A 22,579-nucleotide genomic window follows, 5' to 3' on the forward strand; every position below is an offset into this window, starting at 1 on the left:
GCGGTACGGTCACAGGCGTGCTGTTGGCCTCTCTGAACCCTGCCGCCGTCGCCGGCGGAGCCGATCTGTCCGACGCCGTCACCATCGGCGATACCGCGCTGAGCCGCAGCGACCTCGTCGGCGCCGCCACCTCGGTGGCCGAGCGGGTCGGCGGCGCGTCCCGGGTGGCGATCCTGGCCACCCCGAGCGTCACCACCGTGCTCGCCGTCACCGGCTGCCTGATCGCCGGGGTGCCGTTCGTCCCGGTGCCCGCCGACGTCGGCGCCGCCGAGCGCACCCACATCCTCACCGACTCGGGCGCGCAGGCCTGGCTCGGTGAACTGCCGGCGGACACCGGCGGGCTGCAGCACGTCCCGGTCCGGCTGCACGCCCGGTCCTGGCACCGCTACGTCGAACCGGACTCGGACGCCCCGGCCTACATCATGTACACCTCCGGCACCACCGGCGCGCCCAAGGGCGTGCAGACCAGTCGCCGCGCGGTGGCCGCCGACATCGACGCCCTGGCCGCGGCCTGGCAGTGGACACCCGAGGACACGCTGGTGCACGGGCTGCCGCTGTTCCACGTCCACGGCCTGGTGCTGGGCCTGCTCGGTTCGCTGCGGATCGGCAACCGGTTCGTGCACACCGGCAAGCCCACCCCGGACGGCTACGCGCAGGCCGCCGAGAAGTCCGGCGGCACACTGTTTTTCGGGGTGCCGACGGTGTGGTCGCGGGTGGTCTCGGATGCCGCCGCGGCCACGGCGCTGCGGTCGGCGCGGCTGCTGGTCTCCGGCAGCGCGGCGCTGCCGGTGCCGGTGTTCGACCGGTTGGTGTCGCTGACCGGTCACGCGCCCGTCGAACGCTACGGCAGCACCGAGTCGCTGATCACGCTGAGCACCCTGGTCGACGGCGACCGCCGGCCCGGCTGGGTCGGACTGCCCCTCGACGGGGTGCAGACCCGGCTGGTCGACGACGGCGGCGCCCCCGTTCCGCACGACGGGGAAACCATTGGCCACCTTCATGTGCGGGGTCCCATGCTGTTCGACGGCTACCTGAATCGCGAGGCCGCCACCGCCGAGGTGCTCGGCGACGACGGCTGGTACCGCACCGGTGACGTCGCCGTCATCGACGACGGCGGGATGCACCGCATCGTCGGGCGCGAATCGGTGGATCTGATCAAGACCGGCGGACACCGGGTGGGTGCGGGCGAGATCGAGACCGCATTGCTCGGCCACCCCGGTGTCGACGAGGTCGCGGTGGTCGGCGTGCCCGACGACGATCTCGGCCAGCGCATCGTCGCCTATGTCGTCGGCGACACCGACCCGGACAGCCTGATCCAGTTTGTGGCCGAACAACTTTCGGTACACAAGCGCCCGCGTGAGGTGCGCCTGGTGGGCGAGCTGCCCCGCAACGCGATGGGCAAGGTGCTCAAGAAGGAGCTGGCGCAATGGGATTGACATTCGCCGAGATCTGCATCGATGCTCGCGATCCCGCGTCGCTGGGGCTGTGGTGGGCGCAGGTGCTCGGCTGGCCGCACCACACCGACTCCGACGGCGACGTCGGGCTGACCCCGCCGGCCGGTTCCGGGCCGCCATGGCAGTTTCTGACCGTGGCCGACGACAAGGTGGTGAAGAACCGGCTGCACCTGGACTTCGTGCCCGACGATCAGCAGGCCGAGGTTGACCGGCTGGTGTCTCTGGGCGCCCGGCACGTCGACATCGGGCAGGGCGACGAGAGCTGGGTGGTCCTCGCCGATCCCGAGGGCAACGAATTCTGCGTGCTGGCTGCCGAATAGCCCCAGTTAGTTGGCGTGCAGGTCCTCGTTGAGGGTGATGCCGTGCCCGCCCCGGGCCACCACCTCGACGGCGCCGCTGACCGAATTGCGCCGGAACAGCATGTTGTTGGCGCCGGAGAGCGACCGCGCCTTGACCGACTTGTCGTCCGGGGTGGCGACCTTGGTGCCGGCCGTGATGTACAGGCCGGCCTCCACCACGCAGTCGTCGCCCAGTGAGATCCCCAGGCCGGAGTTGGCGCCGAGCAGGCACCGCTTGCCGACCGAGATGACCTCGCTGCCGCCGCCGGACAGCGTGCCCATGATGGAGGCGCCGCCGCCGATGTCGGAGCCGTCGTCGACGACCACGCCTGCGGAGATGCGGCCCTCGACCATGGAGGACCCCAGCGTGCCGGCGTTGAAGTTGACGAAGCCCTCGTGCATGACGGTGGTGCCGGCGGCCAGGTGCGCGCCGAGTCGGACCCGGTCCGCGTCGGCGATGCGCACGCCCTTGGGCACCACGTAGTCGACCATCCGGGGGAACTTGTCGACGCCGTACACCGTCACCGGGCCGCGGCGGCGCAGCTTGGCGCGTACCGTCTCGAAACCCTCCACGGCGCACGGACCGTGATTGGTCCACACCACGTTGGTGAGCAGGCCGAAGAAGCCCTCGGCGTTGAGCTTGTGCGGGGCGACCAGGCAATGCGAGAACAGGTGCAGCCGCAGGTAGACGTCGTAGGTGTCGACGGCCTTGGCGTCCAGGTCGGCGATCGTGGTGCGGACCAGCACGGTCTCGGTGCCGCGATCCTCGTCGCGCCCGGTCAGCGCCGCCAGTTCCGCGGGCGCCCCCTCGGGGTCGCGCTGCGTCCCGGTGCTGTCGAACGATCCCAGTTCCGGTGCCGGGAACCAGGTGTCGAGCACCGATCCGTCGGCCGCCAGCGTTGCCAATCCAAAACCCGAAGCTCCAGTCACGGTGCTACAGGCTACCGGGGCGGGCTTGCGCCGGGTCGTGCCCATCACCGATACCCTGATCGGGTGCCTGACCTCCGCGTGGACCGCCTCGACCTGCATGCCGACCCCGTCGCCCTGACGGCCGCGCTGGTCGACATCCCCAGCGAATCCCGCGACGAGGCTCGTCTGGCCGACGCGGTCGAGGCGGCGCTGCGCGAGCAGACCGTGGGCTTCGAGGTGATCCGCAGCGGGGACGCCGTGCTGGCCCGCACCAACCGCGGCCTGCCCAGCCGCGTCCTACTGGCCGGGCACCTGGACACCGTGCCCATCGCCGACAACCTGCCCAGCCGCATCGACGGCGACCGGATGTACGGCTGCGGCACCTCCGACATGAAGTCCGGCGACGCCGTCTTCCTGCACCTGGCCGCCACCGTCGCCGACCCCGCGCACGACCTGACGCTGGTCTTCTACGACTGCGAGGAGATCGAGGCCGCCGCCAACGGTCTGGGCCGCATCGAGCGCGAACTGCCCGACTGGTTGCGCGCCGACGTCGCGGTGCTGGGCGAGCCCACCGGCGGCTTCATCGAGGCCGGCTGCCAGGGCACGCTGCGCGTGGTGGTCAGCGCCGACGGCACGCGCGCGCATTCGGCGCGTTCGTGGATGGGCGACAACGCCATTCACAAGCTCGGCGCGGTGCTGGCCCGCCTGACCGACTATCAGCCCCGCCGCGTCGACATCGACGGGTGCGAATACCGCGAGGGCCTCTCGGCGGTCCGCATCGACGGGGGAGTGGCGGGCAACGTCATCCCCGATGCCGCGTCGGTGACGGTGAACTTCCGTTTCGCTCCCGACCGCTCCCCGCAGCAGGCGTTGGCCCACGTGCACGAGGTCTTCGAGGGGCTGCCGGTGCGCATCGAGCAGACCGATTCGGCGGCCGGCGCCCTGCCCGGCCTCGGTCAACCCGCCGCGGCGGCCCTGGTCGCGGCCGCCGGCGGACAGGTCCGGGCCAAGTACGGCTGGACCGACGTGTCCCGCTTCGCCGCGCTGGGCATCCCGGCGCTCAACTACGGCCCCGGCGATCCCAACCTGGCGCACCGACGCGACGAGAACGTCGAGATCGCCCAGATCACCGCCGTCACCGAGACGCTGCGCGCCTACCTGTCGCGCTGAGCCGCCCGCACCGCGGCCCGGGCCGCCGTGCAATCCACGACCGCCGCGAGATTCTGCAGCGGAGCCAGCGCCCGCCCATCGCCGAGGAGCGCGGCGTCGCGCCAACACAGCACGGCCACGGCCCGCTGACCGGACCGTTCGGCCATCCCGGCCGCCTGCCGCGCGGCCGCCACCGCGCCGTGCTCGTCGCGCCCGGCGGCCAGCCGCCAGGCCCGCGCGATCCCGAGTTCGGGCGCGAACAGTGCCGACTTGGTGCCGTGTCGAGATTCGGCCCGCGACAACACCTTTGCGGCCTCGGCGAGTTCGCCCAGGCGCGCCAGTGCCGTCGCCGACAGCATCAGCGACAGTGGCCCCCAGGAATAGCCGGTGCGGTCCAGCGTCACCGAGGCCGGACCCAGCAGGGTCGCGGCACCGGCGAAATCCCCGCGGGCCAACCGCACCTCGGCCAGCAGCACCTCGCCGATGGCCCGGCCGGGCTGCTGCAGCTCGGCAAAGTCGGTGTACTGCTGAGCGATTCGCTCGGCACCCTCGGCGTCGTCGTCCATCAGGAGGGTGGTTATCAGCGCCAGGCCGACGGTGAACCGCAGCAGTCCCGGATGTTCGGCGCCGGCGGCGCGCCGCGCGAAGTCCTCGACGTCGCCCAGGCGGCCCAGCCGCGCCGAACTCAGACTCGCCGCGCTCGCCGCCCACGCCACCGCGGTGTCCCCGGCCTCGGGGGCGGCCAGCACCTCGCCGGCGATCTGCAGCGCCCGCTGCGGGTTACCCGCGTTCATCGCGAAGGTGGCCGTCAGCGCATTGAGCGTCACTCGGTCGGCGGGGGCCGGCAGGCGGGTGCGGGTGGTGTTGAGGAACGCCGTGGCGCGCTCCGGTTCGCCGAGCATCCAGAACTGGTTGGCGGCCCGCGGCAGGGCCCAGGCCAGCAGTTCGGATTCGGACAGGACACCCGGGTCCACCGCGGACAGCACCTCGTCGGCGTCGCGCCCCCGGCCCTGCCAGGCCAGCGCGTGCCCGAGCAAGAGCCGCGCGTCCAGACTGCCCGTGCTCTGCAGGGCCGAGCGGGCCAACCGTTCGGCCAGCGGCAGGTCGCCCAGGCGCAGCGCCTCCCCGGCGGCGGCCACGGTCCGGTCGGCCGGCAGCGGATCGTCGCTGTCGAGGGCGAGCACCGCGAGCCGCAACCGGTCGCTGGGATGGTCGCGGGCCCGGCGCCGCGCGGGTTCGAGCAGCCGGCTGCGCAACCGGCGGGCGCCGCCGTCGCCGAGCGCGTCCAGCGCCCACTCGGCGAAGCGCGGATGGGCGGTGAACACCATCGGCTCGGCGCCCTGGTCGACGATCTCGGCGACGCCCAGGCGCTCGGCCTCGGCCACCGCCTCGGCCGACGTCAGCTGTTCCAGGTCGGCCAGCGGGATCGGCTCCTGCCCGGCGAGGTGATCGAGCACGTCGCGCGCCGGTGCGGGCAGATCGGCCAGGAACTCGCCGACGTCGATTGCGGCGTCGGAGGTTTCGAGATCGACGCGCCGCAGCACCGCGTCGTCCCACAGCGCCCGGATGGTCGGCGGGGCGGTGTCGGTGCGCGCGGTCACGATCATCCGGGTCTGACCGGCCAGCGCCAGCTGATAGGTCAGCGTCGCCGAGAGCGCGTCGAGCTGATTGGCATCGTCGACAATCAGCAGGTCCTCGGGGTCGGCGCGCAGCGACCGGCGCGCGGCCCGCAACAGCGCCGCGGGCTTGCCGATGTCGGCGAGGTCCACCAGATGGCTGAACGCGCCGAAGGGCACGGCGCGCTCGGTCGGGGTGGCGGTCACCCAACGCAGCGTCGCCGCCGGATGAGCCGCGGCGTACCGCTGGGCGACCTGGCGCGCCAGCGTCGACTTGCCGATGCCGTCGGCGCCGGTCAGCACCGCCCCGGGCACGTCGGTCAGCGCCGCTTCCAGGCGTTCGAGTGCGTCGGCATGGCGCGGGACGCTCCACTGCTTCCCCACCGTGCGGATCATATTGGCGAGGCCCCGCACAGACCGGTGATCGCCCCAAATATCCTCACCGTGTGCAACGGCGTGAGTGGGCGGTGTGCGTGTATTGCGCATCGGGACCGAGACATCCGGAGCTGCTGGCGTTGGCCACCGAGGTGGGCCGCGCGATCGCGGACCGGAACTGGGCGTTGGTCTCCGGCGGCGGCAACGTCTCGGCGATGGGGGCCCTGGCCGACGGCGCCCGGGCCCGCGGCGGCCGCACCATCGGGGTGATCCCCAAGGCGCTGGTGCACCGCGAGGTCGCCGATGTGCACGCCGACGACCTGATCGTCACCGACACCATGCGGCAGCGCAAACAGGTCATGGAGGACCACGCCGACGCGTTCCTCACCCTGCCCGGTGGGATCGGGACCATGGAGGAGATGTTCGAGACCTGGACCGCCGGATCGCTGGGCATGCACGACAAGCCGGTGGTGGTGCTGGACCCCGACGGCCACTACGACGGGCTGCTGTCCTGGCTCGAGGGTTTGGTGGCGTCCGACTACGTCGCGCAGCGGTCCCTGGACCGGTTGCTGGTGGTCCGCGAGCTCGACGTTGCGCTGGATCTTTGCGCCCCCCGGTCGGTACCGCCGGTCACATCCTCTGATTAGGCTGAGCACCATGTCAGCCACCGATGCCCGTAGCTCCGTCGGCCTCCTCGACATCGCCACCCAGGTGCCCGGCGTGCTGATGGATACCCCGTCCATCCTGCGCGGCGTGACCACCGGCCTGCTCGCCCGGCCGACCTCGAAGACCTCGATCGGCAAGGTCTTCCAGGAACGCGCCAAGAAGTACGCCGACAACGTGTTCATCAAGTTCGGCGACCAGCAGCTGACCTACGAGCAGGCCAACCAGACCGTCAACCGCTACGCGGCGGTGCTGGCGACCCGCGGGGTGGGCCACGGCGACGTCGTCGGGATCATGCTGCGCAACTCGCCCAATGCGGTGCTGCTGATGCTGGCCACGGTCAAGTGCGGCGCGGTCGCCGGCATGCTCAACTACCACCAGCGCGGCGATGTGCTCGAGCACAGCATCGGCCTGCTCGACGCCAAGGTGCTGGTGGTCGAGGACGATCTGGCCGACCATGTCACCGAATCCGGGGTCCAACTCGACTCCGGCGTACAGGTTTCCATCACGGAGTTCGAGGGCCTGGCCGAGACCGCGCCGACCAACAATCCGGCGTCCGCATCGGCGGTGCTGGCCAAGGATCCGGCCTTCTACATCTTCACCTCCGGGACCACCGGCCACCCCAAGGCCAGCGTGATGACGCATCAGCGGTGGCTGCGCGCGCTGGCCATCTTCGGCGGCCTGGGCCTGCGCCTGACCAGCGACGACACCCTGTACAGCTGCCTTCCGCTGTACCACAACAACGCGCTGACGGTCGCGGTGTCCTCGGTGCTCAACGCCGGGGCGACGCTGGCGCTGGGGGAGAAGTTCTCCGCGTCGAGGTTCTGGGACGAGGTCATCGCCTCCGGCGCTACGTCGTTCGTCTACATCGGCGAGCTGTGCCGCTATCTGCTCAACCAGCCGGAGAAGTCGACCGACCGCGCGCACAAGGTGCGGGTGGTGGCCGGCAACGGCCTGCGCCCGGAGATCTGGGACGAGTTCACCGAGCGGTTCGGCATCGACCGGGTCTGCGAGTTCTACTCGGCCAGCGAGGCGAACACCGCGTTCATCAACATCTTCAACGTGCCGAAAACCACCGGTATCTCCTTCATGCCGCTGGCCTACGTCGAGTACGACGCGGACACCGGCGAGCCCACCCGCGACGAGAACGGCCGCGTGCGCAAGGTCCCGGCCGGCGAGCCCGGCCTGCTGATCAGCCCGGTCAACCGGCTCTCGCCCTTCGACGGCTACACCGACAAGAAGGCCAGCGAGAAGAAGCTGATCCGGGACGCCTTCAAGGAGGGCGACGTCTGGTTCAACACCGGGGACGTGATGAACCCGCAGGGCCTGGGCCACGCGTCGTTCGCCGACCGGCTCGGCGACACCTTCCGCTGGAAGGGCGAGAACGTCGCGACCACCGAGGTGGAGGCGGCCCTAACGGCCGATCCGCAGATCGAGGAGTGCACGGTCTTCGGCGTGGAGGTGCCGCGCACCGGTGGGCGCGCGGGCATGGCCGCGGTGAAGATCCGCGACGGCGCCGACTTCGACGGCGTCGAGCTGGCCGAGACGCTCTACGACAAGCTGCCGGTCTACGCCGTGCCGTTGTTCGTACGGGTGGTCGAGGAGCTCGAGCAGACCACGACCTTCAAGAGCCGCAAGGTGGACCTGCGCGAACAGGGTTACGGCGACGACGTCACCGACCCGCTGTACGTGCTGGCCGGCCGGCGCGAGGGCTACATCCCGTTCCACGACGAGTACCCGGAGCAGGTCGCGGCCGGGCAGCGTCCGAAGGGCTGAGGTACGAAGCCCTGAAGGGGCGCTGGCCCATCGAGCCGGGCAGCGTCCGAAGGGCTGAGCACTCGCCTACTAACCTGGGCAGCGTGCAATCGACGTTCCTGGGGAAGCCGGTGGCGGGCGACCGCGCCCTGATCATGGCGATCGTCAACCGCACACCGGACTCGTTCTACGACCGGGGGGCCACCTTCACCGACGAGGCCGCCAAGTCGGCCGTGCACCGGGTGGTCGAAGAGGGCGCCGACGTCGTCGACATCGGCGGCGTCAAGGCCGGCCCCGGGCAGGTGGTCGACGCCGACGAGGAAATCGCCCGCGTGGTGCCGTTCATCGAATGGCTGCGCGCGGCCTACCCCGAGCAGGTCATCAGCGTCGACACCTGGCGCGCCTCGGTGGCCAAGCTGGCCTGCGCGGCCGGTGCGGACCTGATCAACGACACCTGGGCCGGGGCCGACCCGGGCCTGCCGGAGGTGGCCGCGGAGTTCGGCGCCGGGCTGGTGTGCTCGCACACCGGCGGCGCGGTGCCGCGGACCCGCCCGTTCCGGGTCAACTACGGCACCACCAGCCGCGGCGTCGTCGACGACGTCATCCGGGAGGTCACCGCGGCGGCCGAGCACGCGGTGTCCGTCGGGGTCGACCGGGACGCGATCCTGATCGATCCCACTCACGATTTCGGCAAGAACACCCACCACAGCCTCAGTTTGTTGCGGCACCTGAAAGACCTTGTAAACACTGGATGGCCGGTCCTGATGGCCCTGAGCAACAAGGATTTTGTCGGGGAGACTCTGGGGGTGGGTCTGACCGAACGCCTGGAGGGCACCCTGGCGGCGACCGCGCTGGCGGCCGCCGACGGGGCGCGGATGTTCCGGGTGCACGAGGTCGGTCCCACTCGGCGCGTCCTCGACATGGTCGCGTCGATCCAAGGCAGGCGTCAGCCGACGCGCACGGTGAGGGGACTGGCATGACGACGACACCGGAGCTATCCGCCCAGAACGCCTCACCCGGCGACACCTGGTGCAGCGACCACAGCTGGAGCCGGCCGTCCTGGACCATCGCCGAGTTGGTCGCCGCCAAGCGCGGCCGCACCATCTCGGTGGTGCTGCCCGCGCTCAACGAGGAGGAGACCGTCGCCTCGGTGGTCGGCAGCATCTCCCCGATGCTGGGCGGGTTGATCGACGAGCTGGTGGTCCTGGACTCGGGTTCCACCGACGACACCGAGATCCGGGCCGTCACCGCCGGGGCGCGGGTCGTCAGCCGCGAACAGGCGCTGCCGGAGGTGCCGCCGCAGCCCGGCAAGGGCGAGGTGCTGTGGCGCTCGCTGGCCGCCACCACCGGCGACATCGTGGTGTTCATCGACTCGGACCTGATCGACCCGGACCCGATGTTCGTCCCGCGGCTGGTGGGGCCCATCCTCACCGGCGAGAACATCCACCTGGTCAAGGGGTATTACCGTCGTCCGCTCAAGGTCAGCGGCGAGGAGGACACCAACGGCGGCGGACGGGTCACCGAACTGGTGGCGCGCCCGTTGCTGGCCGCGCTGCGCCCCGAGTTGGGCAGCGTGCTGCAGCCGCTGGGTGGCGAGTACGCGGCCACCCGCGAACTGCTGACCGCGCTGCCGTTCGCGCCCGGCTACGGCGTGGAGATCGGTCTGCTGATCGACACCTACGACCGGCTGGGCCTGGCCGCGATCGCCCAGGTCAACCTCGGGGTGCGCGCGCACCGCAACCGCCCTGTGACCGAGCTGGCGGTGATGAGCCGACAGGTGATCGCGACGCTGCTGACCCGGTGCGGGGTGCCCGATTCCGGGGTGGGGCTGACCCAGTTCTTCGCCGACGGTGACGGTTTCACGCCGCGGACCTCGACGGTCTCGCTGCAGGATCGACCGCCGATGAACACCTTGCGCTGAGTCCGGAGTTCATCCACAGGCGCTCGCCGCGGCGCCCTCGGGTGTCACGTCGATGAGGCAAACTCGACGGTGTGACGATGGTTCTGCTCTACCTCGTGGTGCTGGTTCTGGTGGCCGTGGTGCTGTTCGGCGTGGCCAGTGTGATCTTCGGGCGCGGTGAGCAACTGCCGCCGCTGCCGCGCGGCACGACAGCCACGGTGTTGCCGGCCTCCGGGATCACCGGCGCCGACGTCGACGACGTCAAGTTCGCCCAGACCCTGCGCGGCTACAAGACCAGCGAGGTGGACTGGGTGCTGGAACGCCTTGGCGCCGAACTCGACTCGCTGCGCGGCGAGCTCGCCATCCTGCGCGGTGTGCACGGCGAGCTCGACGCGGACCCGGATCCCGACGGGGACGACGAGCCGACCGACGCCGACCGCAGCCGCCAGGACGCCCGGTGAGCGCCGCCGAGGACGGCCGCACCCGGTGCGGGTGGGCCGAGCTGGCCTCGGCGGCCGATGCCCAGCTCTACCGCGACTACCACGACCAGGAGTGGGGCCGCCCGCTGCGCGGCACGGTCCCGCTGTTCGAACGGATCAGCCTCGAGGCGTTCCAGAGCGGCCTGTCGTGGTTGACCATCCTGAAGAAGCGGGAGAACTTCCGGGCCGCCTTCGACGGCTTCGACGTCGAGACCGTGGCCGGCTACGGGGAGGTCGACGTGGCGCGGCTGATGGCCGACGCCGGCATCGTGCGCAACCGGGCCAAGATCGACGCGACGATTGCCAACGCTCGCGCCATCGCCGAGCTCGACGGCGACCTGTCCGAGCTGCTGTGGTCGTTCGCGCCGGCGCCGCGGCCCAGGCCCGCGAGCCTGGCCGAGGTGGCGGCCAAGACCACCGAGTCGGCGGCGATGGCCAAGGAACTCAAGCGCCGCGGCTTCCGGTTTGTCGGTCCTACCACTGCTTATGCGCTGATGCAGGCCACCGGAATGGTCGACGATCACGTCGTGACCTGCTGGGTTCCGACGGTCGAAGCGGTTTAACGGCCGGGTCTTGCACACGTTGGTGCGTGCATAGGGAAGAATGGAGCAGGCAATCGGCAGTTCGTGCTGACCAGGTCCGGACCCATGGACCGGCTCAGATGTGGAGGGAGCACTCGATGGCGGCCATGAAGCCCCGGACTGGAGACGGTCCTCTGGAAGCAACCAAGGAGGGGCGCGGCATCGTGATGCGGGTACCACTGGAGGGCGGTGGCCGCCTGGTAGTCGAGCTGACGCCGGATGAAGCGGCGGCCTTGGGCGAGGAACTCAAGAACGTCACGAGCTGACCGCCCCCGCGGCGGCTAGCTCGACACCTTTCGGTAGATCTCCAGGGTTTGCTCGGCAACGCGCGACCAGGAGAATTCCTCGATGCATCGCCGGCGGCCGGCTCGGCCATAGGCTGCGGCCCGGGCGGGATCGGCGACCAACGCGTTGACCGCCTCGGTCAGGCCGGACTCGAACGCGCGCGGATCCGCGGCGTCGTAGTGCACCAGCGTTCCGGTGCTGCCGTCGTCGACGACCTCGGGGATCCCGCCGACGTCGGAGGCGACCACCGGGGTGGCGCAGGCCAACGCTTCGAGGTTGACGATGCCCAGCGGCTCGTACACCGACGGGCAGACGAAAACGTCTGCCGCCGACAGAATCTCGCGGATGTCGGCGATCGGCAGCATCTCCCGCACCCAGAACACCCCGCTGCGCGCGGCGGAGAGTTCCGCCACCGCGGCCGCCGTCTCGGCGGCGATCTCGGGGGTGTCGGGGGCGCCGGCGCACAGCACCAGCTGCACCTCGGGCGCGAAGCGATGGGCCGCGGCCACCAGGTGCGCGACCCCCTTTTGCCGGGTGATCCGGCCGACGAAGGCCACCATCGGCCGGGACGGGTCGACCCCCAGGCCGGCCAGCACCGACTCTTCGGCGACCTCCGCAGGCGAAACCGGATGCCAGACGTCGGTGTCGATCCCGTTGTGCACCACGTGCACGCGGCCGGGATCGAGCTCCGGATAGACCCGCAGCACGTCCTCGCGCATCCCGGAGCTGACCGCGATCACGGCCGCGGCGGCGCCCAGCGCGGTGCTCTCCACCCAGGACGACACCCGGTAGCCGCCGCCGAGCTGCTCGGCCTTCCACGGCCGCAGCGGCTCCAGGGAGTGCGCGGTCACCACGTGCGGGACGCCGTGCAGCAGCGCGGCGACGTGCCCGGCCATCCCGGTGTACCAGGTGTGTGAGTGCACGACGGTGGCCTGCGCGGCGTCGTTGGCCATCACCAGGTCGGCCGACAACGTCGCCAGGGCCGCATTCGCGTCCGCCAGGCCCGGGTCGGGCTGGGCGACGGTGACGCCGGGGCGCGGGGCGCCCATGCAGTGCACGTCGACCTCGCAGAGCCGGCGCAGCTGCGCGACGAGCTCGGTCACGTGCACACCGGCGCCGCCGTAGACCTCCGGCGGATACTCCCGAGTCATCATCGCCACCCGCATAGTGCTTGACGGTAGTGGCGCCGCCGCGAGCGCGCACCGCCGCCCGGGGTTCGGCGGGCGGATCCATGACGGGGTGAGGTGCCTTCGGCGTTTGGCCTAGCCGCATCCGGCGGGTGGCGATAGGTTTGAGCCCATGAGGGAAGCGCCACATGTGCTGGGCATCGTGCTGGCCGGAGGTGAGGGGAAACGGCTGTATCCGCTGACCGCGGATCGGGCGAAGCCGGCGGTTCCCTTCGGCGGCGGCTATCGGTTGATCGACTTCGTGCTGTCCAATCTGGTCAATGCCCGGTATCTGCGCATCTGCGTTCTCACGCAATACAAGTCGCATTCACTCGACCGTCACATTTCACAGAACTGGCGGCTGTCCGGTCTGGCCGGGGAGTACATCACGCCGGTGCCTGCCCAGCAGCGGCTCGGTCCGCGCTGGTACACCGGTTCGGCCGACGCGATCTACCAGTCGATGAACCTGATCTATGACGAAGATCCGGACTACATCGTGATTTTCGGCGCCGACCACGTGTACCGGATGGACCCCGAGCAGATGGTCCAGCAGCACATCGAGAGCGGCGCGGGCGCCACCGTCGCCGGGATCCGGGTGCCGCGCGCCGAGGCCACCGCCTTCGGCTGCATCGACGCCGACGACTCCGGGCGCATCCGGCAGTTCATCGAGAAGCCCGCCGACCCGCCCGGCACGCCGGACGACCCCGAGCAGGCGTTCGTCTCGATGGGTAATTACATCTTCACCACCAAGGTGCTCATCGACGCGATCCGGGCCGACGCCGAGGACGACCACTCCGATCACGACATGGGCGGCGACATCATCCCGCGCCTAGTGGCCGACGGAATGGCCTCGGTCTACGACTTCAGCAACAACGAGGTGCCCGGCGCCACCGAGCGCGACCATGGCTACTGGCGCGACGTGGGAACCCTGGACGCGTTCTACGACGCGCACATGGACCTGGTGTCGGTGCACCCGATCTTCAACCTGTACAACAAGCGCTGGCCCATCCGCGGCGGGTCGGAGAACCTGGCGCCGGCCAAGTTCGTCAACGGCGGCTCGGCGCAGGAGTCCGTGGTGGGCGCCGGCAGCATCATCTCGGCGGCCTCGGTGCGCAATTCGGTGCTGTCCTCCAACGTCGCGATCGACGACGGCGCCATCGTCGAGGGCAGCGTGCTGATGCCGGGAGTGCGGGTCGGGCGGGGCGCGGTGGTGCGCAAGGCGATCCTGGACAAGAACGTGGTGGTCGGTCCGGGCGAGATGGTCGGGGTGGACCTGCAGAAGGACCGCGAACGGTTCTCCATCAGCGCCGGCGGCATCGTCGCGGTCGGCAAGGGCATCTGGATCTGACGCCCGCCGGCCCCGCCCCTACTCGCGAGGGGGCGTGTCCCCGGCCGCCACGCCGTCAAGTTTCCGTATTCTGCGCACGCTCGCGCCCTATCGCTGAGGTTCGTGCCAATCGTCGGCGACGTCGACCGGCGGGGCGTAGCGCGCGTCCTTCTTGCGGCGCCGGATCCGCCGCCACAACCGCCACCCGGCCCAGATCAGGGCCGCCAGGATCACCAGCACCAGCAGCGGCAGCAGCAACGCAACGAACACCAGCCCGAAGCTGGCGACGTCTTCGACCGTCGACAGCACCGGCGCGGCCACCCCGGCGGTGGCGACGTTGGCCGCCGGCCGGACCGCCGATTTCGTCAGCGAGACCACCAGCGCCACAACAACTCCGATGAGCACCGGGACCCACTGCCCGGACTGGGCCCACTGGCCGGGGTCGGACACCGCCGCGGTCTGCGCCGCGGTGCCGGAGCCGAAGACGATGCCGCCGGCGGCGGGGCGCACGAACGTCTGCACCGTGTCGTTGATCGAATCGAGCGCCGGGACCTTGTCGGCGACGACCTCGACCACCAGGAGCACCGCCACGATGGTCAGCACCCAACCATTCTCGAGCCACGACCAGCCCTGCGGCAGGCTGACGATCTCGGTGAACCGCGCCAACACGCCGAGCATCAGCATCGGGATGTAGGCGTTGAGGCCGGCCGCGGTCGACAGCCCGAGGCCGGTCAGCAGCTGCTCCATGGGATCAGTATGCGGACAACGGCCCCGCCGGGTGCCGGATCACCACAGGTAGGGCACCATCCGGTAGCGCACCCGGGCCCGATAGTCGGGATAGCCGGGCAGATCCTGCACCAGCATCTTCTCCTCGTCGACCGTGCGTACGATCAGCGCCACCACGCCGAGCAGGCCGGGCAGCAGACCCCAGAACGATCCGAGGCCCAGCGGGATGCCGACCAGCATCAGCGTCGCGCCGGAGTACATCGGATGGCGGACGATCCCGTAGAGCCCGCGGGCGACGAGTTCCTGTCCGGTCTGGATCTCGATGGTTCCCGCCGCCCAACTGTTCTGCAGCACAACCAGCATCGAGGCCCCCAGCCCGACGGCGGTCAGTCCAAGGCCGACGACGCAGAGCCAGACGGGCACGTGTGACCACCCGAATCGATGGTCGAACGCGCTGAGGACCATCGCGGCCAGGACCGAGGCCTGCAGCCCAAATACCGCGAGGCGCTGGATCGTTCGGGTCTCCGCGGCCGGGCCGACCCGCAGGCGCCGCTCGAGCACCTGCGGATGCCTGGTGGCCAGGTGCACCGTGTACGGGGTGCTCAGGGCCACCATCACCGCGATGAGCGCCCAGCCCTGCCAGTAGGCGAACGTGCCCGCCGGCCAGAACAGCAGCGCCACGGTGGCCACCAGGCCGACGACACTGGCGGCGACCGCGCGAAGGTTGAGGTTCACGTTGCTGCCTTTCTCTTGGGATTTCGGCGTGATCTCACACGCCCAGCGTGTGAGATCACGCCGAAATCGCTTGTTGAGTCAGGTGGCGTCACGGTTCCGGTACAGGTAGCCGGCCAGCACCGTCAGCACAGCCCCCACCGCGGTCAGCGCCACCAGCGTGAGGACGGACAGGTCCCTGGGTGCGGTGATCTGCCCGACCGGGGACAGGTCGATGAGCCACTGCGGCAGTCGCAGCAGCGCGCCCAGATACAGCGTCGCCACCACGAACGTCACTGCGGCCCAACCGATCCAGGTCAGGCGCAGCGCGACCGCCAGCGCGGCGACGCCCGCCATGGCCACCAGCGCCGGCACGTAGGCCAGGCCGGCCGCCGTCAACCGCAGGACGGTCGCGGGTTCGCGGAGGGCCAGGCCCGCGCCGAGACCGTTGCCCGCGCCGGCGGCGAGCATCAGCACCGTCGACCCGACCACGGCGGCGGCGACCGCGGTGAGCAGCCATCGCCATCGCGACACCGCACCGGCCAGCACGGGTTCGGCCAGGCCGGTGCGTTCGTCGGCGGCCAACCGCAGCACGGCCGCCACGGTGAACGCCGAGGCCGCCGCGGCCAGGAACTGGGTCATGGTGGTGTAGACCCCGTCGGTGCCGTCGGCGGCGAGCATCCGGGTGATCAGGTCGTTGCCCTCGGCCGCCTCGAGCATCGAGTTGGTCAGCGAGCCCACGCAGAGCCCGGCCAGGAACAGCCCGACCGACCAGCCCAGTACCTGCCCCCGCTGCAGCGTCAGGTGCAGACCGAGGACACCGCCCACGGGCCGGGCGTTCGGTCGCTCGCCGGTCGACGGGAACGTGCCGGCGTCGTACTGGCGCCGGTTCTGCAGCACGGCGGCGAGCGCCCCAAGCGCCATGGTCAGCCCGACCAGGAGCAGCAGCGGCCACCAGCGCAGGTCCGCGAACGGACGCATCTGTTGGGTCCAGGCGATGGGGGAGAACCAGGAGAGCGCGCTGCCGGAGCTGTCGATGACGTCCCCGACGCCGCGCACCAGCACTGCGATCGCGAGCACGGCCAGCGCCGCGCCGGTGGCCGTTCGCGACTGCCGCCACAGCTGCCCGGTCACCGCCGCCACGGCCGCGAACACCATTGCGGCCGCGCCCACTCCGAGCGCCAGGCCGGCACTGTCGAGTGGCGCGAAGCCGTTCAGGGTCAGCGCCGTCGTCATCAGCGCGGCCAGCACCGCGTTGACGCCGGCGGCCAGCAGCAGCGCGGCGGCGGTGCGCGCGTCGCGACCTACGACGGAGGCCAGGACCAACTCCGCGGCACCGGATTCCTCCTCGGCGCGGGTGTGGCGGAGCACCGTCAGCACCGCCAGGATCGACGCCGCGACGATCAGCGTGAGGGTGAGTTCGGTGGCCATCATGACGCCCATGTCGGTCTCGTTGATGCCGAACATCGGGCCGGCCAACATCATTGCCGCCGGCGTCTTGAGCAGATCGATGCGGGCGATGCGGGCCGCCTCGTCGGGGTAGGCCAGTTCGAGCGCGCCCGGCGTGTAGGCCACCAGCAGGATCACCGCACCGATCCAGATCGTGAGCCGGAGGCGGTCGCGCCGCAACGCCAGGAGCAGCACGCTCCAGGTGCCGGTCAGGGCCGACCCGCGCGGGGGGGCCTGATGCCGGGCCGGGCGCCGTGCCGGGGCGGTGGCGGTCATCGGCCGACTCCCTGGTACTCGCGTAGGAACAGGTCCTCGAGGGAGGCCGGGGTGACGGTGAGTTCCGTGAGGCCCAGCGCGGTCAACTGTCCCATCGCCCGGTCGAGATCGGGGCGGTCCACGGTGAATTGGACGGTGCCGTCGGCCACGGTGAGGTCGCGGACCTCGGGAATGCTCTGCAGGACTGCGGGATCGCGTCGGGTGCGTGCGGATACCGTGGTGCGCATCAGGTGCCGCAGCTGGGTGAGCGTCCCGGACCGGACCGTGCGACCGGCCCGGATGATCGTGACGGTGTCACAGAGCTTTTCGACCTCGGCCAGGATGTGGCTCGACAGCAGCACGGCGGCCCCTTCGGCGGCGACCTCGGCGACGCAGTCCTGAAAGGCGCGCTCCATCAAGGGATCCAAGCCCGAAGTCGGTTCGTCGAGGATGTACAGATCGGCGGGCACGCTGAACGCGGCGACGATGGCGACCTTCTGCCGGTTGCCCTTCGAGTAGGTGCGGGACTTCTTGTGCGGGTCGAGTTCGAACCGGTCGATCAGCGCATCGCGGCGCCGGGTGTCGGGGTCGGGCTGCCCGCGCAGGCCCATCAGGAAGTCGATGGCCTGCATGCCGGTCAGGTTGGGCCACAACGTCACATCGCCGGGCACATATGCCAGCCGGCGGTGCAGATCGACCGCGTCGCGCCACGGGTCCCCGCCGAGCACCCGCACGGTGCCCGCGTCGCTGCGCAGCAGGCCGAGCAGGACGCGGATGGTGGTCGACTTGCCCGCCCCGTTGGGGCCGAGGAAGCCGGCGATCTCCCCGGGTGCCACGACCATGTCCAGGCCGTCGATGGCCCTGGTTTTCCCGAAACTCTTCGACAGGCCTTCGATTTCGATGGTGTGCGGTGAGTTTGGCATGGCGGTTCCCGTCAGTCGTGGTGGATTGTGCCGTCCGTGTCTGCCCGCTGCTGGGCGAGGAAGGTGTCGTACATCGTGCTGTCGGCCATCAGCCCCTCGGTGTAGAGCTCGAGGGCGGGCACGGTCATGTCGCGCGCGTAGTCGCGCAGCACCGCGCGCACATCGTGGGGGGTGTCGTGCATCTGCAGATAGAGCAGGAATCCGCCGCCGCCGGCGACGGTCAGGTAGTGGGCCCGGCCCCTCGGGTCGTGGCTGGGCTTGATGGTGCCGGCCCGCACGCCCTCCTCGAGATACTGTTCGGTGTTGTCGATCATCCTGCGCCACAACATCTTTGCCAGGTCGCCACCGGTCTGCAGGCTGCGGGTCAGGTATCCCATGATGGGGGCGAAGGATTCGAGTTCGTCCATGGCGGCCAGCCAGGTGGCCGGATCCGACGTGCGCATCGAGTCGGTCTTGGCCTCGGCGATGGCCGCGGCGACGTGGTCATCGCAGGCCTTGCGCAGGCCGTCCTTGGAACCGAAGTGGTGGATGACCAGGCCGGGGCTGACCCCGGCGGCGGTCGCGATGGCGCGCACCGGCACGCCGAAGCCGTGCTGACCGAACTGCTCGATGGCCGCGTCGCGGATGCGGGCCGTGGTGGTCAGATCCTCGGTTGAACGCACGTTTAGTAGTCTAAACGTGCGTTCAGTCTCCGGTCAATCCTTTGGCGGTTCGACGAGCGTGCAGTCTGTGTACGCTTCCCGGGCAAAAAGCGTGCACTGCTTGCACGCTCGGCCAAAAAATCAGTCGCGCGCCGCGGCCAGGATGCCGTCGCCCAGCGGTACCAGCACCGGGGTCAGCCGCTCGTCCTCGGCGATCAGTCGCGCGGCCTCGCGGACCGCGGTGACCTCGGCGTCGTTGGCGGTGGGATCGCCGGCCCGACCGCCCAGGGCGGCGCGGTGCACCACGATGACCCCGCCGGCCCGCAGCAGCCGAACGCCCTCCACCACGAACTCGGGCTGATCGCGCGGGTCTGCGTCGATGAAGACCAGGTCGTAGGACTCGTCGGCGAGGCGCGTCAGCACCTCCTGGGCGCGGCCGCTGATCAGCCGGGTCCGCGACGGCCCGATACCGCCGTCGGCGAAGGCCTGCTTGGCCAGCCGCTGATGCTCGGGTTCGACGTCGATGGTCGTCAGCACGCCGCTGTCGCCCATGCCCGCCAGCAGCCAGAGTCCGCTGACCCCCACGCCGGTGCCGACCTCCACGACGGCTTTGCCGCCGGACAGCCGCGCCAGCAGACTCAGCAGTGCGCCGACGGCCGGGGTCACCGCGCCGCAGCCGGTGTCCTCGGAGCGCTCCCGCGCGGCGGCCAGCACCGCGTCTTCGGAGATCGAGCCCTCGGCGTGGGCCAGCATCGCCTCGGCGCGACTGGGCGCCGCGGTGCCGCTCGGTTCGTCATCAGAGGCCATTCCCGCAGCGTAGAGCCAATCCGCCGCGGCGGGGAACAGGCGCGCCCGTCACAGCCCCCCGTCGACACTCCCGGTGGCGAACTCGAATATCGCCCTCGGCGGGTGCATCTTCGCAGCTGACGGGCGGTGCGAAGGCATTCTCAGTGAAACTTCAGTTTGCTCACACCCCCGCCACAAGCCGATCAACGACGGTATTGCCATGGAACGTGGCGCACGGTGGTCGGGAAACAATCCCGGGAATAGCCCCGCGCATTTCGATGTTGCTGAGGGCAATGCTCTGCGGACTTCACTCCGCAGCCACGACCAGGAGGATGCGACGACCACCCCACTGATGGCCCCGACCAGCATGGCCCACCTCGAGCAGGACACGACGGCCTGGGTTGAACCCAGCGACGAGCCGCAGGGCACCGCCGTGTTCGACGCCACCGGCGACCTGTCCACCATGCCGTCCTGGGACGAACTGGTGCGGCAACACGCCGACCGGGTGTACCGCTTGGCCTACCGGCTCTCCGGTAACCAGCACGACGCCGAGGACCTGACCCAGGAGACCTTCATCCGGGTGTTCCGGTCGGTCCAGAACTATCAGCCCGGCACCTTCGAGGGCTGGCTGCACCGCATCACCACCAACCTCTTCCTGGACATGGTGCGGCGCCGCAGCCGGATCCGCATGGAGGCGTTGCCCGAGGACTACGACCGGGTGCCCGCCGAGGACCCGAACCCCGAGCAGATCTACCACGACGCCCGGCTCAACGCCGACCTGCAGGCCGCGCTGGATTCGCTGCCACCGGAGTTCCGCGCCGCCGTGGTGCTCTGTGACATCGAGGGGCTGTCCTACGAGGAGATCGGCGCCACGCTGGGCGTCAAGCTCGGCACGGTCCGCAGCCGCATCCACCGCGGCCGGAACGCCATCCGCGACTATCTGGCGGCCAACGAGGCTGCGGCCGACCCGGCCTGAGGCCAGAAAGTCGGCTGTGCAAGTGGACTATCGCTATCAAGCTGCCCGGGCAGCGCGCTACATTCGAAGTGGATCTGTCAGGCGGGCCCACCGCCGAGTCGAGGGTAGAGGAGTGCGGGTGATGATCGAGCGTGGACATTTGTTCCGCCGAGCCTTCTCTTGGCTACCCGCCCAGTTCGCCTCGCAGAGCGACACGCCCGTCGGCGCGCCGCGACAGTTCGGTTCCACCGAGCATCTGTCGATCGAGGCCGTGGCCGCCTTCGTCGACGGCGAGCTGCGGATGAACGCCCACCTGCGTGCCGCCCACCACCTGTCGCTGTGCGCCCAGTGCGCCGCCGAGGTCGAGGCGCAGCAGCAGACGCGCGAGACGCTGCGCGAGTCGTCCTGCCCGATCAGCATGCCGAGCACCTTGTTCTCCGCGTTGTCGCAGATCCCGAACGCCCCGCTGACGCCCCCGGACGACGCCGTGGGCCCACTCGACGAGCACTTGGCTGACGACCGGACCCGCGGCTGGCGCCGCCGCCGGTAGGGTGGACGACGCCGGACCCACTGCACGGCCGGGCGCCGAGGAAACCAGCCCGTGCTCCGTGAGCGCCAGAAGAGGATGACTTGAGCCCTAACCAAGACTCCGCGCCGGGGTCCAGCGGTCCGCGCCTGGCGCCGCGTCCCGTATCCCGACCGCCCGTCGACGACGCCTCCCGCCGTGCCTTCGGCCGGCCCGCGGGTGTTTCCGGGTCCTTCGTCGAGGAGCATCTGCGGTCCAAGAAGTTCCGCGAGGACGACGAGTTCGCGCCGCGCGACCTGCCGCCCGATCCCGTGCTGGCCGAGGCCTTCGGGCGCCCCTTCGCCGGCGCCGACTCCCTGCAGCGGCATCCGATCGACGCCGGGGCCCTCGACGGCCAGAACGGCGAGGCCGAGGCCCCCGACGACCCGTGGCGCGACCCGGCGGCCCCCGCGGCCCTGGGCAGCCCCGCCGTCGAGCGGCAGGCCTATCAGCCCGTCGCGGCCGACACCAAGCAACTCGGGGTCCGCGACGTGTTGTTCGGCGGCCGCGTCTCCTACCGCGCGCTGGCCGTCCTGGCGGCCCTGGCGTTGGTGATCGGCCTGGTCGGTGGCTGGTTCGGCCGTAAGACCGCCGAGGTCGTGGAGGCGTTCACCACCTCGAAGGTCACGCTGGAGACCAGCAGCGGCGGCGGCGAGGAACCGGCCGGCCGCTTCGCCGAGGTGGCCCGCTCGGTGGCCGACTCCGTCGTCACCATCGAAGCGGTCAGCGACCAGTCCGGCTCGCAGGGCTCGGGGGTCGTCATCGACGGCCGCGGCTACATCGTCACCAACAACCACGTCATCTCCGAGGCCGCCAGCAACCCGGCGCAGTACAAGATGACCGTCGTGTTCAACGACGGCAAGGAGGTGCCGGCCAATCTCGTCGGCCGGGACCCCAAGACCGACCTCGCCGTCATCAAGGTCGACAACGTCGACAACCTCACGGTGGCCCGGCTGGGCGACTCGGAGAAGGTCCAGGTCGGCGAGGAAGTCATCGCCGCCGGCGCCCCGCTGGGCCTGCGCAGCACCGTCACCCACGGCATCATCAGCGCGCTGGACCGGCCGGTCCCGCTGTCCGGCGACGGCTCGGACACCGACACTGTCATCGACGCCATCCAGACCGACGCCTCGATCAACCACGGCAACTCCGGTGGTCCGCTGATCAACATGAACGCCGAGGTCATCGGCATCAACACCGCCGGCAAGTCGCTGTCCGACAGCGCCAGCGGCCTGGGCTTCGCCATTCCGGTCAACGAGGTGAAACTGACCGCCGAGGCGTTGATCGAGGACGGCAGGATCGCGCACCCCACGCTGGGCCTGAGCGCCCGGTCGGTGAGCAACGACCTCGCCTCCGGGGCGCAGGTGGCCAACGTCAAGGCCGGCAGCCCCGCGGAGCGGGCCGGGATCCTCGAGAACGACGTGGTGATCCGGGTGGCCGACCGCAAGGTCGACGACGCCGACGAGATGATCGTCGCGGTACGCAAGCTCAAGATCGGCGAGGAAGCCGAGATCGAGGTGGTCCGCGACGGCCGCAACGTCGTCCTACGGGTGACCCCGCAACCGGACAACTGA

At 70.6% G+C, this 22,579-nt stretch carries 23 protein-coding genes; 14 read left to right on the top strand and 9 right to left on the bottom strand.

What is annotated here, in order from left to right:
• The first annotated feature begins 17 nt into the window (after positions 1-17).
• Positions 18-1,436 carry an acyl-CoA synthetase gene (locus EL338_RS05700; protein WP_126332841.1) on the top strand — a complete coding sequence of 473 codons (1,419 nt, stop codon included), beginning with the start codon at positions 18-20 and terminating at the stop codon, positions 1,434-1,436.
• Positions 1,427-1,774 (top strand): VOC family protein, encoded by a 348-nt coding sequence (locus EL338_RS05705; protein ID WP_126332842.1) that lies wholly within the window; start codon positions 1,427-1,429, stop codon positions 1,772-1,774. Before EL338_RS05700 ends, EL338_RS05705 begins: the two co-directional genes overlap by 10 nt.
• A 6-nt stretch (positions 1,775-1,780) precedes the next feature.
• Here EL338_RS05705 and dapD read toward each other — a convergent pair whose 3' ends face one another.
• Positions 1,781-2,767 carry a 2,3,4,5-tetrahydropyridine-2,6-dicarboxylate N-succinyltransferase gene (gene dapD, locus EL338_RS05710; RefSeq protein ID WP_126332843.1) on the bottom strand — a complete coding sequence of 329 codons (987 nt, stop codon included), beginning with the start codon at positions 2,765-2,767 and terminating at the stop codon, positions 1,781-1,783.
• Positions 2,768-2,800: 33 nt separating this feature from the next.
• Between dapD and dapE the strand changes: the two genes are divergently transcribed.
• The gene (dapE, locus tag EL338_RS05715) at positions 2,801-3,871 is read left to right on the top strand and encodes a succinyl-diaminopimelate desuccinylase (protein ID WP_126336695.1); all 1,071 of its coding nucleotides are present in this window, start codon (positions 2,801-2,803) and stop codon (positions 3,869-3,871) included.
• Here dapE and EL338_RS05720 read toward each other — a convergent pair.
• The gene (locus tag EL338_RS05720) at positions 3,856-5,850 is read right to left on the bottom strand and encodes a P-loop NTPase family protein (protein WP_179967169.1); all 1,995 of its coding nucleotides are present in this window, start codon (positions 5,848-5,850) and stop codon (positions 3,856-3,858) included. The genes dapE and EL338_RS05720 overlap by 16 nt on opposite strands.
• 62 nt (positions 5,851-5,912) lie before the next feature.
• On the opposite strand from EL338_RS05720, the gene log reads away from it, so the two are divergent.
• The 7 genes from log (at position 5,913) to EL338_RS05755 (ending at position 11,485) form a co-directional block, all read left to right on the top strand.
• The gene (log, locus tag EL338_RS05725) at positions 5,913-6,488 is read left to right on the top strand and encodes a cytokinin riboside 5'-monophosphate phosphoribohydrolase (RefSeq protein WP_126332844.1); all 576 of its coding nucleotides are present in this window, start codon (positions 5,913-5,915) and stop codon (positions 6,486-6,488) included.
• A 10-nt stretch (positions 6,489-6,498) separates the two neighbouring features.
• On the top strand, positions 6,499-8,280 hold the full coding sequence (gene fadD6, locus EL338_RS05730) for a long-chain-acyl-CoA synthetase FadD6 (protein ID WP_126332845.1): 1,782 nt from the start codon (positions 6,499-6,501) through the stop codon (positions 8,278-8,280).
• An 83-nt stretch (positions 8,281-8,363) separates the two neighbouring features.
• Positions 8,364-9,239, top strand: a complete 876-nt coding sequence (gene folP, locus EL338_RS05735; RefSeq protein WP_126332846.1) for a dihydropteroate synthase — start codon at positions 8,364-8,366, stop codon at positions 9,237-9,239.
• Positions 9,236-10,180 carry a glucosyl-3-phosphoglycerate synthase gene (locus EL338_RS05740; RefSeq protein WP_126332847.1) on the top strand — a complete coding sequence of 315 codons (945 nt, stop codon included), beginning with the start codon at positions 9,236-9,238 and terminating at the stop codon, positions 10,178-10,180. The genes folP and EL338_RS05740 overlap by 4 nt, the downstream gene beginning before the upstream one ends.
• A gap of 71 nt (positions 10,181-10,251) precedes the next feature.
• A complete protein-coding gene (locus EL338_RS05745) occupies positions 10,252-10,620 on the top strand; it encodes a DivIVA domain-containing protein (protein WP_126332848.1) in 369 nt (122 codons plus the stop codon).
• A complete protein-coding gene (locus EL338_RS05750) occupies positions 10,617-11,201 on the top strand; it encodes a DNA-3-methyladenine glycosylase I (protein ID WP_126332849.1) in 585 nt (194 codons plus the stop codon). Before EL338_RS05745 ends, EL338_RS05750 begins: the two co-directional genes overlap by 4 nt.
• 116 nt (positions 11,202-11,317) lie before the next feature.
• Positions 11,318-11,485: a DUF3117 domain-containing protein gene (locus EL338_RS05755; RefSeq protein ID WP_066857137.1), complete on the top strand. Its 168-nt coding sequence runs from the start codon at positions 11,318-11,320 to the stop codon at positions 11,483-11,485.
• Positions 11,486-11,500: 15 nt separating this feature from the next.
• Here EL338_RS05755 and glgA read toward each other — a convergent pair whose 3' ends face one another.
• Positions 11,501-12,670 carry a glycogen synthase gene (glgA, locus tag EL338_RS05760; RefSeq protein WP_126332850.1) on the bottom strand — a complete coding sequence of 390 codons (1,170 nt, stop codon included), beginning with the start codon at positions 12,668-12,670 and terminating at the stop codon, positions 11,501-11,503.
• A gap of 133 nt (positions 12,671-12,803) precedes the next feature.
• Between glgA and glgC the strand changes: the two genes are divergently transcribed.
• Positions 12,804-14,018 (top strand): glucose-1-phosphate adenylyltransferase, encoded by a 1,215-nt coding sequence (gene glgC, locus EL338_RS05765; protein WP_126332851.1) that lies wholly within the window; start codon positions 12,804-12,806, stop codon positions 14,016-14,018.
• Positions 14,019-14,105: 87 nt separating this feature from the next.
• Here the strand turns inward: glgC and EL338_RS05770 are convergent, their stop codons facing one another.
• The 6 genes from EL338_RS05770 to EL338_RS05795 all read right to left on the bottom strand — a co-directional run bounded on the left by EL338_RS05770 (position 14,106) and on the right by EL338_RS05795 (position 19,509).
• Positions 14,106-14,744, bottom strand: a complete 639-nt coding sequence (locus EL338_RS05770; protein WP_126332852.1) for a DUF4126 domain-containing protein — start codon at positions 14,742-14,744, stop codon at positions 14,106-14,108.
• 39 nt (positions 14,745-14,783) lie between these two features.
• Positions 14,784-15,458, bottom strand: coding sequence for a methyltransferase family protein (locus EL338_RS05775; RefSeq protein ID WP_126332853.1), 675 nt, complete (start codon positions 15,456-15,458; stop codon positions 14,784-14,786).
• A gap of 78 nt (positions 15,459-15,536) precedes the next feature.
• Positions 15,537-17,159: an ABC transporter permease gene (locus tag EL338_RS05780; RefSeq protein ID WP_126332854.1), complete on the bottom strand. Its 1,623-nt coding sequence runs from the start codon at positions 17,157-17,159 to the stop codon at positions 15,537-15,539.
• Positions 17,156-18,061 (bottom strand): ABC transporter ATP-binding protein, encoded by a 906-nt coding sequence (locus tag EL338_RS05785; protein ID WP_126332855.1) that lies wholly within the window; start codon positions 18,059-18,061, stop codon positions 17,156-17,158. The genes EL338_RS05780 and EL338_RS05785 overlap by 4 nt, the downstream gene beginning before the upstream one ends.
• 11 nt (positions 18,062-18,072) lie before the next feature.
• Positions 18,073-18,723, bottom strand: coding sequence for a TetR/AcrR family transcriptional regulator (locus tag EL338_RS05790; protein ID WP_126332856.1), 651 nt, complete (start codon positions 18,721-18,723; stop codon positions 18,073-18,075).
• A 120-nt stretch (positions 18,724-18,843) separates the two neighbouring features.
• Entirely contained in the window at positions 18,844-19,509 is a 666-nt protein-coding gene (locus EL338_RS05795) for an O-methyltransferase (RefSeq protein WP_126332857.1), read from the bottom strand.
• A gap of 199 nt (positions 19,510-19,708) precedes the next feature.
• Here EL338_RS05795 and sigE point away from each other — a divergent pair, with 199 nt between their 5' ends.
• From sigE to htrA, 3 genes are all read left to right on the top strand, one after another.
• The gene (sigE, locus tag EL338_RS05800; protein WP_126332858.1) at positions 19,709-20,464 is read left to right on the top strand and encodes an RNA polymerase sigma factor SigE; all 756 of its coding nucleotides are present in this window, start codon (positions 19,709-19,711) and stop codon (positions 20,462-20,464) included.
• A 121-nt stretch (positions 20,465-20,585) separates the two neighbouring features.
• The gene (gene rseA, locus EL338_RS05805) at positions 20,586-20,993 is read left to right on the top strand and encodes an anti-sigma E factor RseA (RefSeq protein ID WP_126332859.1); all 408 of its coding nucleotides are present in this window, start codon (positions 20,586-20,588) and stop codon (positions 20,991-20,993) included.
• Between the two features lie 80 nt (positions 20,994-21,073).
• Positions 21,074-22,579 carry a serine protease HtrA gene (gene htrA / locus EL338_RS05810; protein WP_126332860.1) on the top strand — a complete coding sequence of 502 codons (1,506 nt, stop codon included), beginning with the start codon at positions 21,074-21,076 and terminating at the stop codon, positions 22,577-22,579.

This window comes from Mycolicibacterium chitae (assembly GCF_900637205.1).
Taxonomy (GTDB): domain Bacteria; phylum Actinomycetota; class Actinomycetes; order Mycobacteriales; family Mycobacteriaceae; genus Mycobacterium; species Mycobacterium chitae.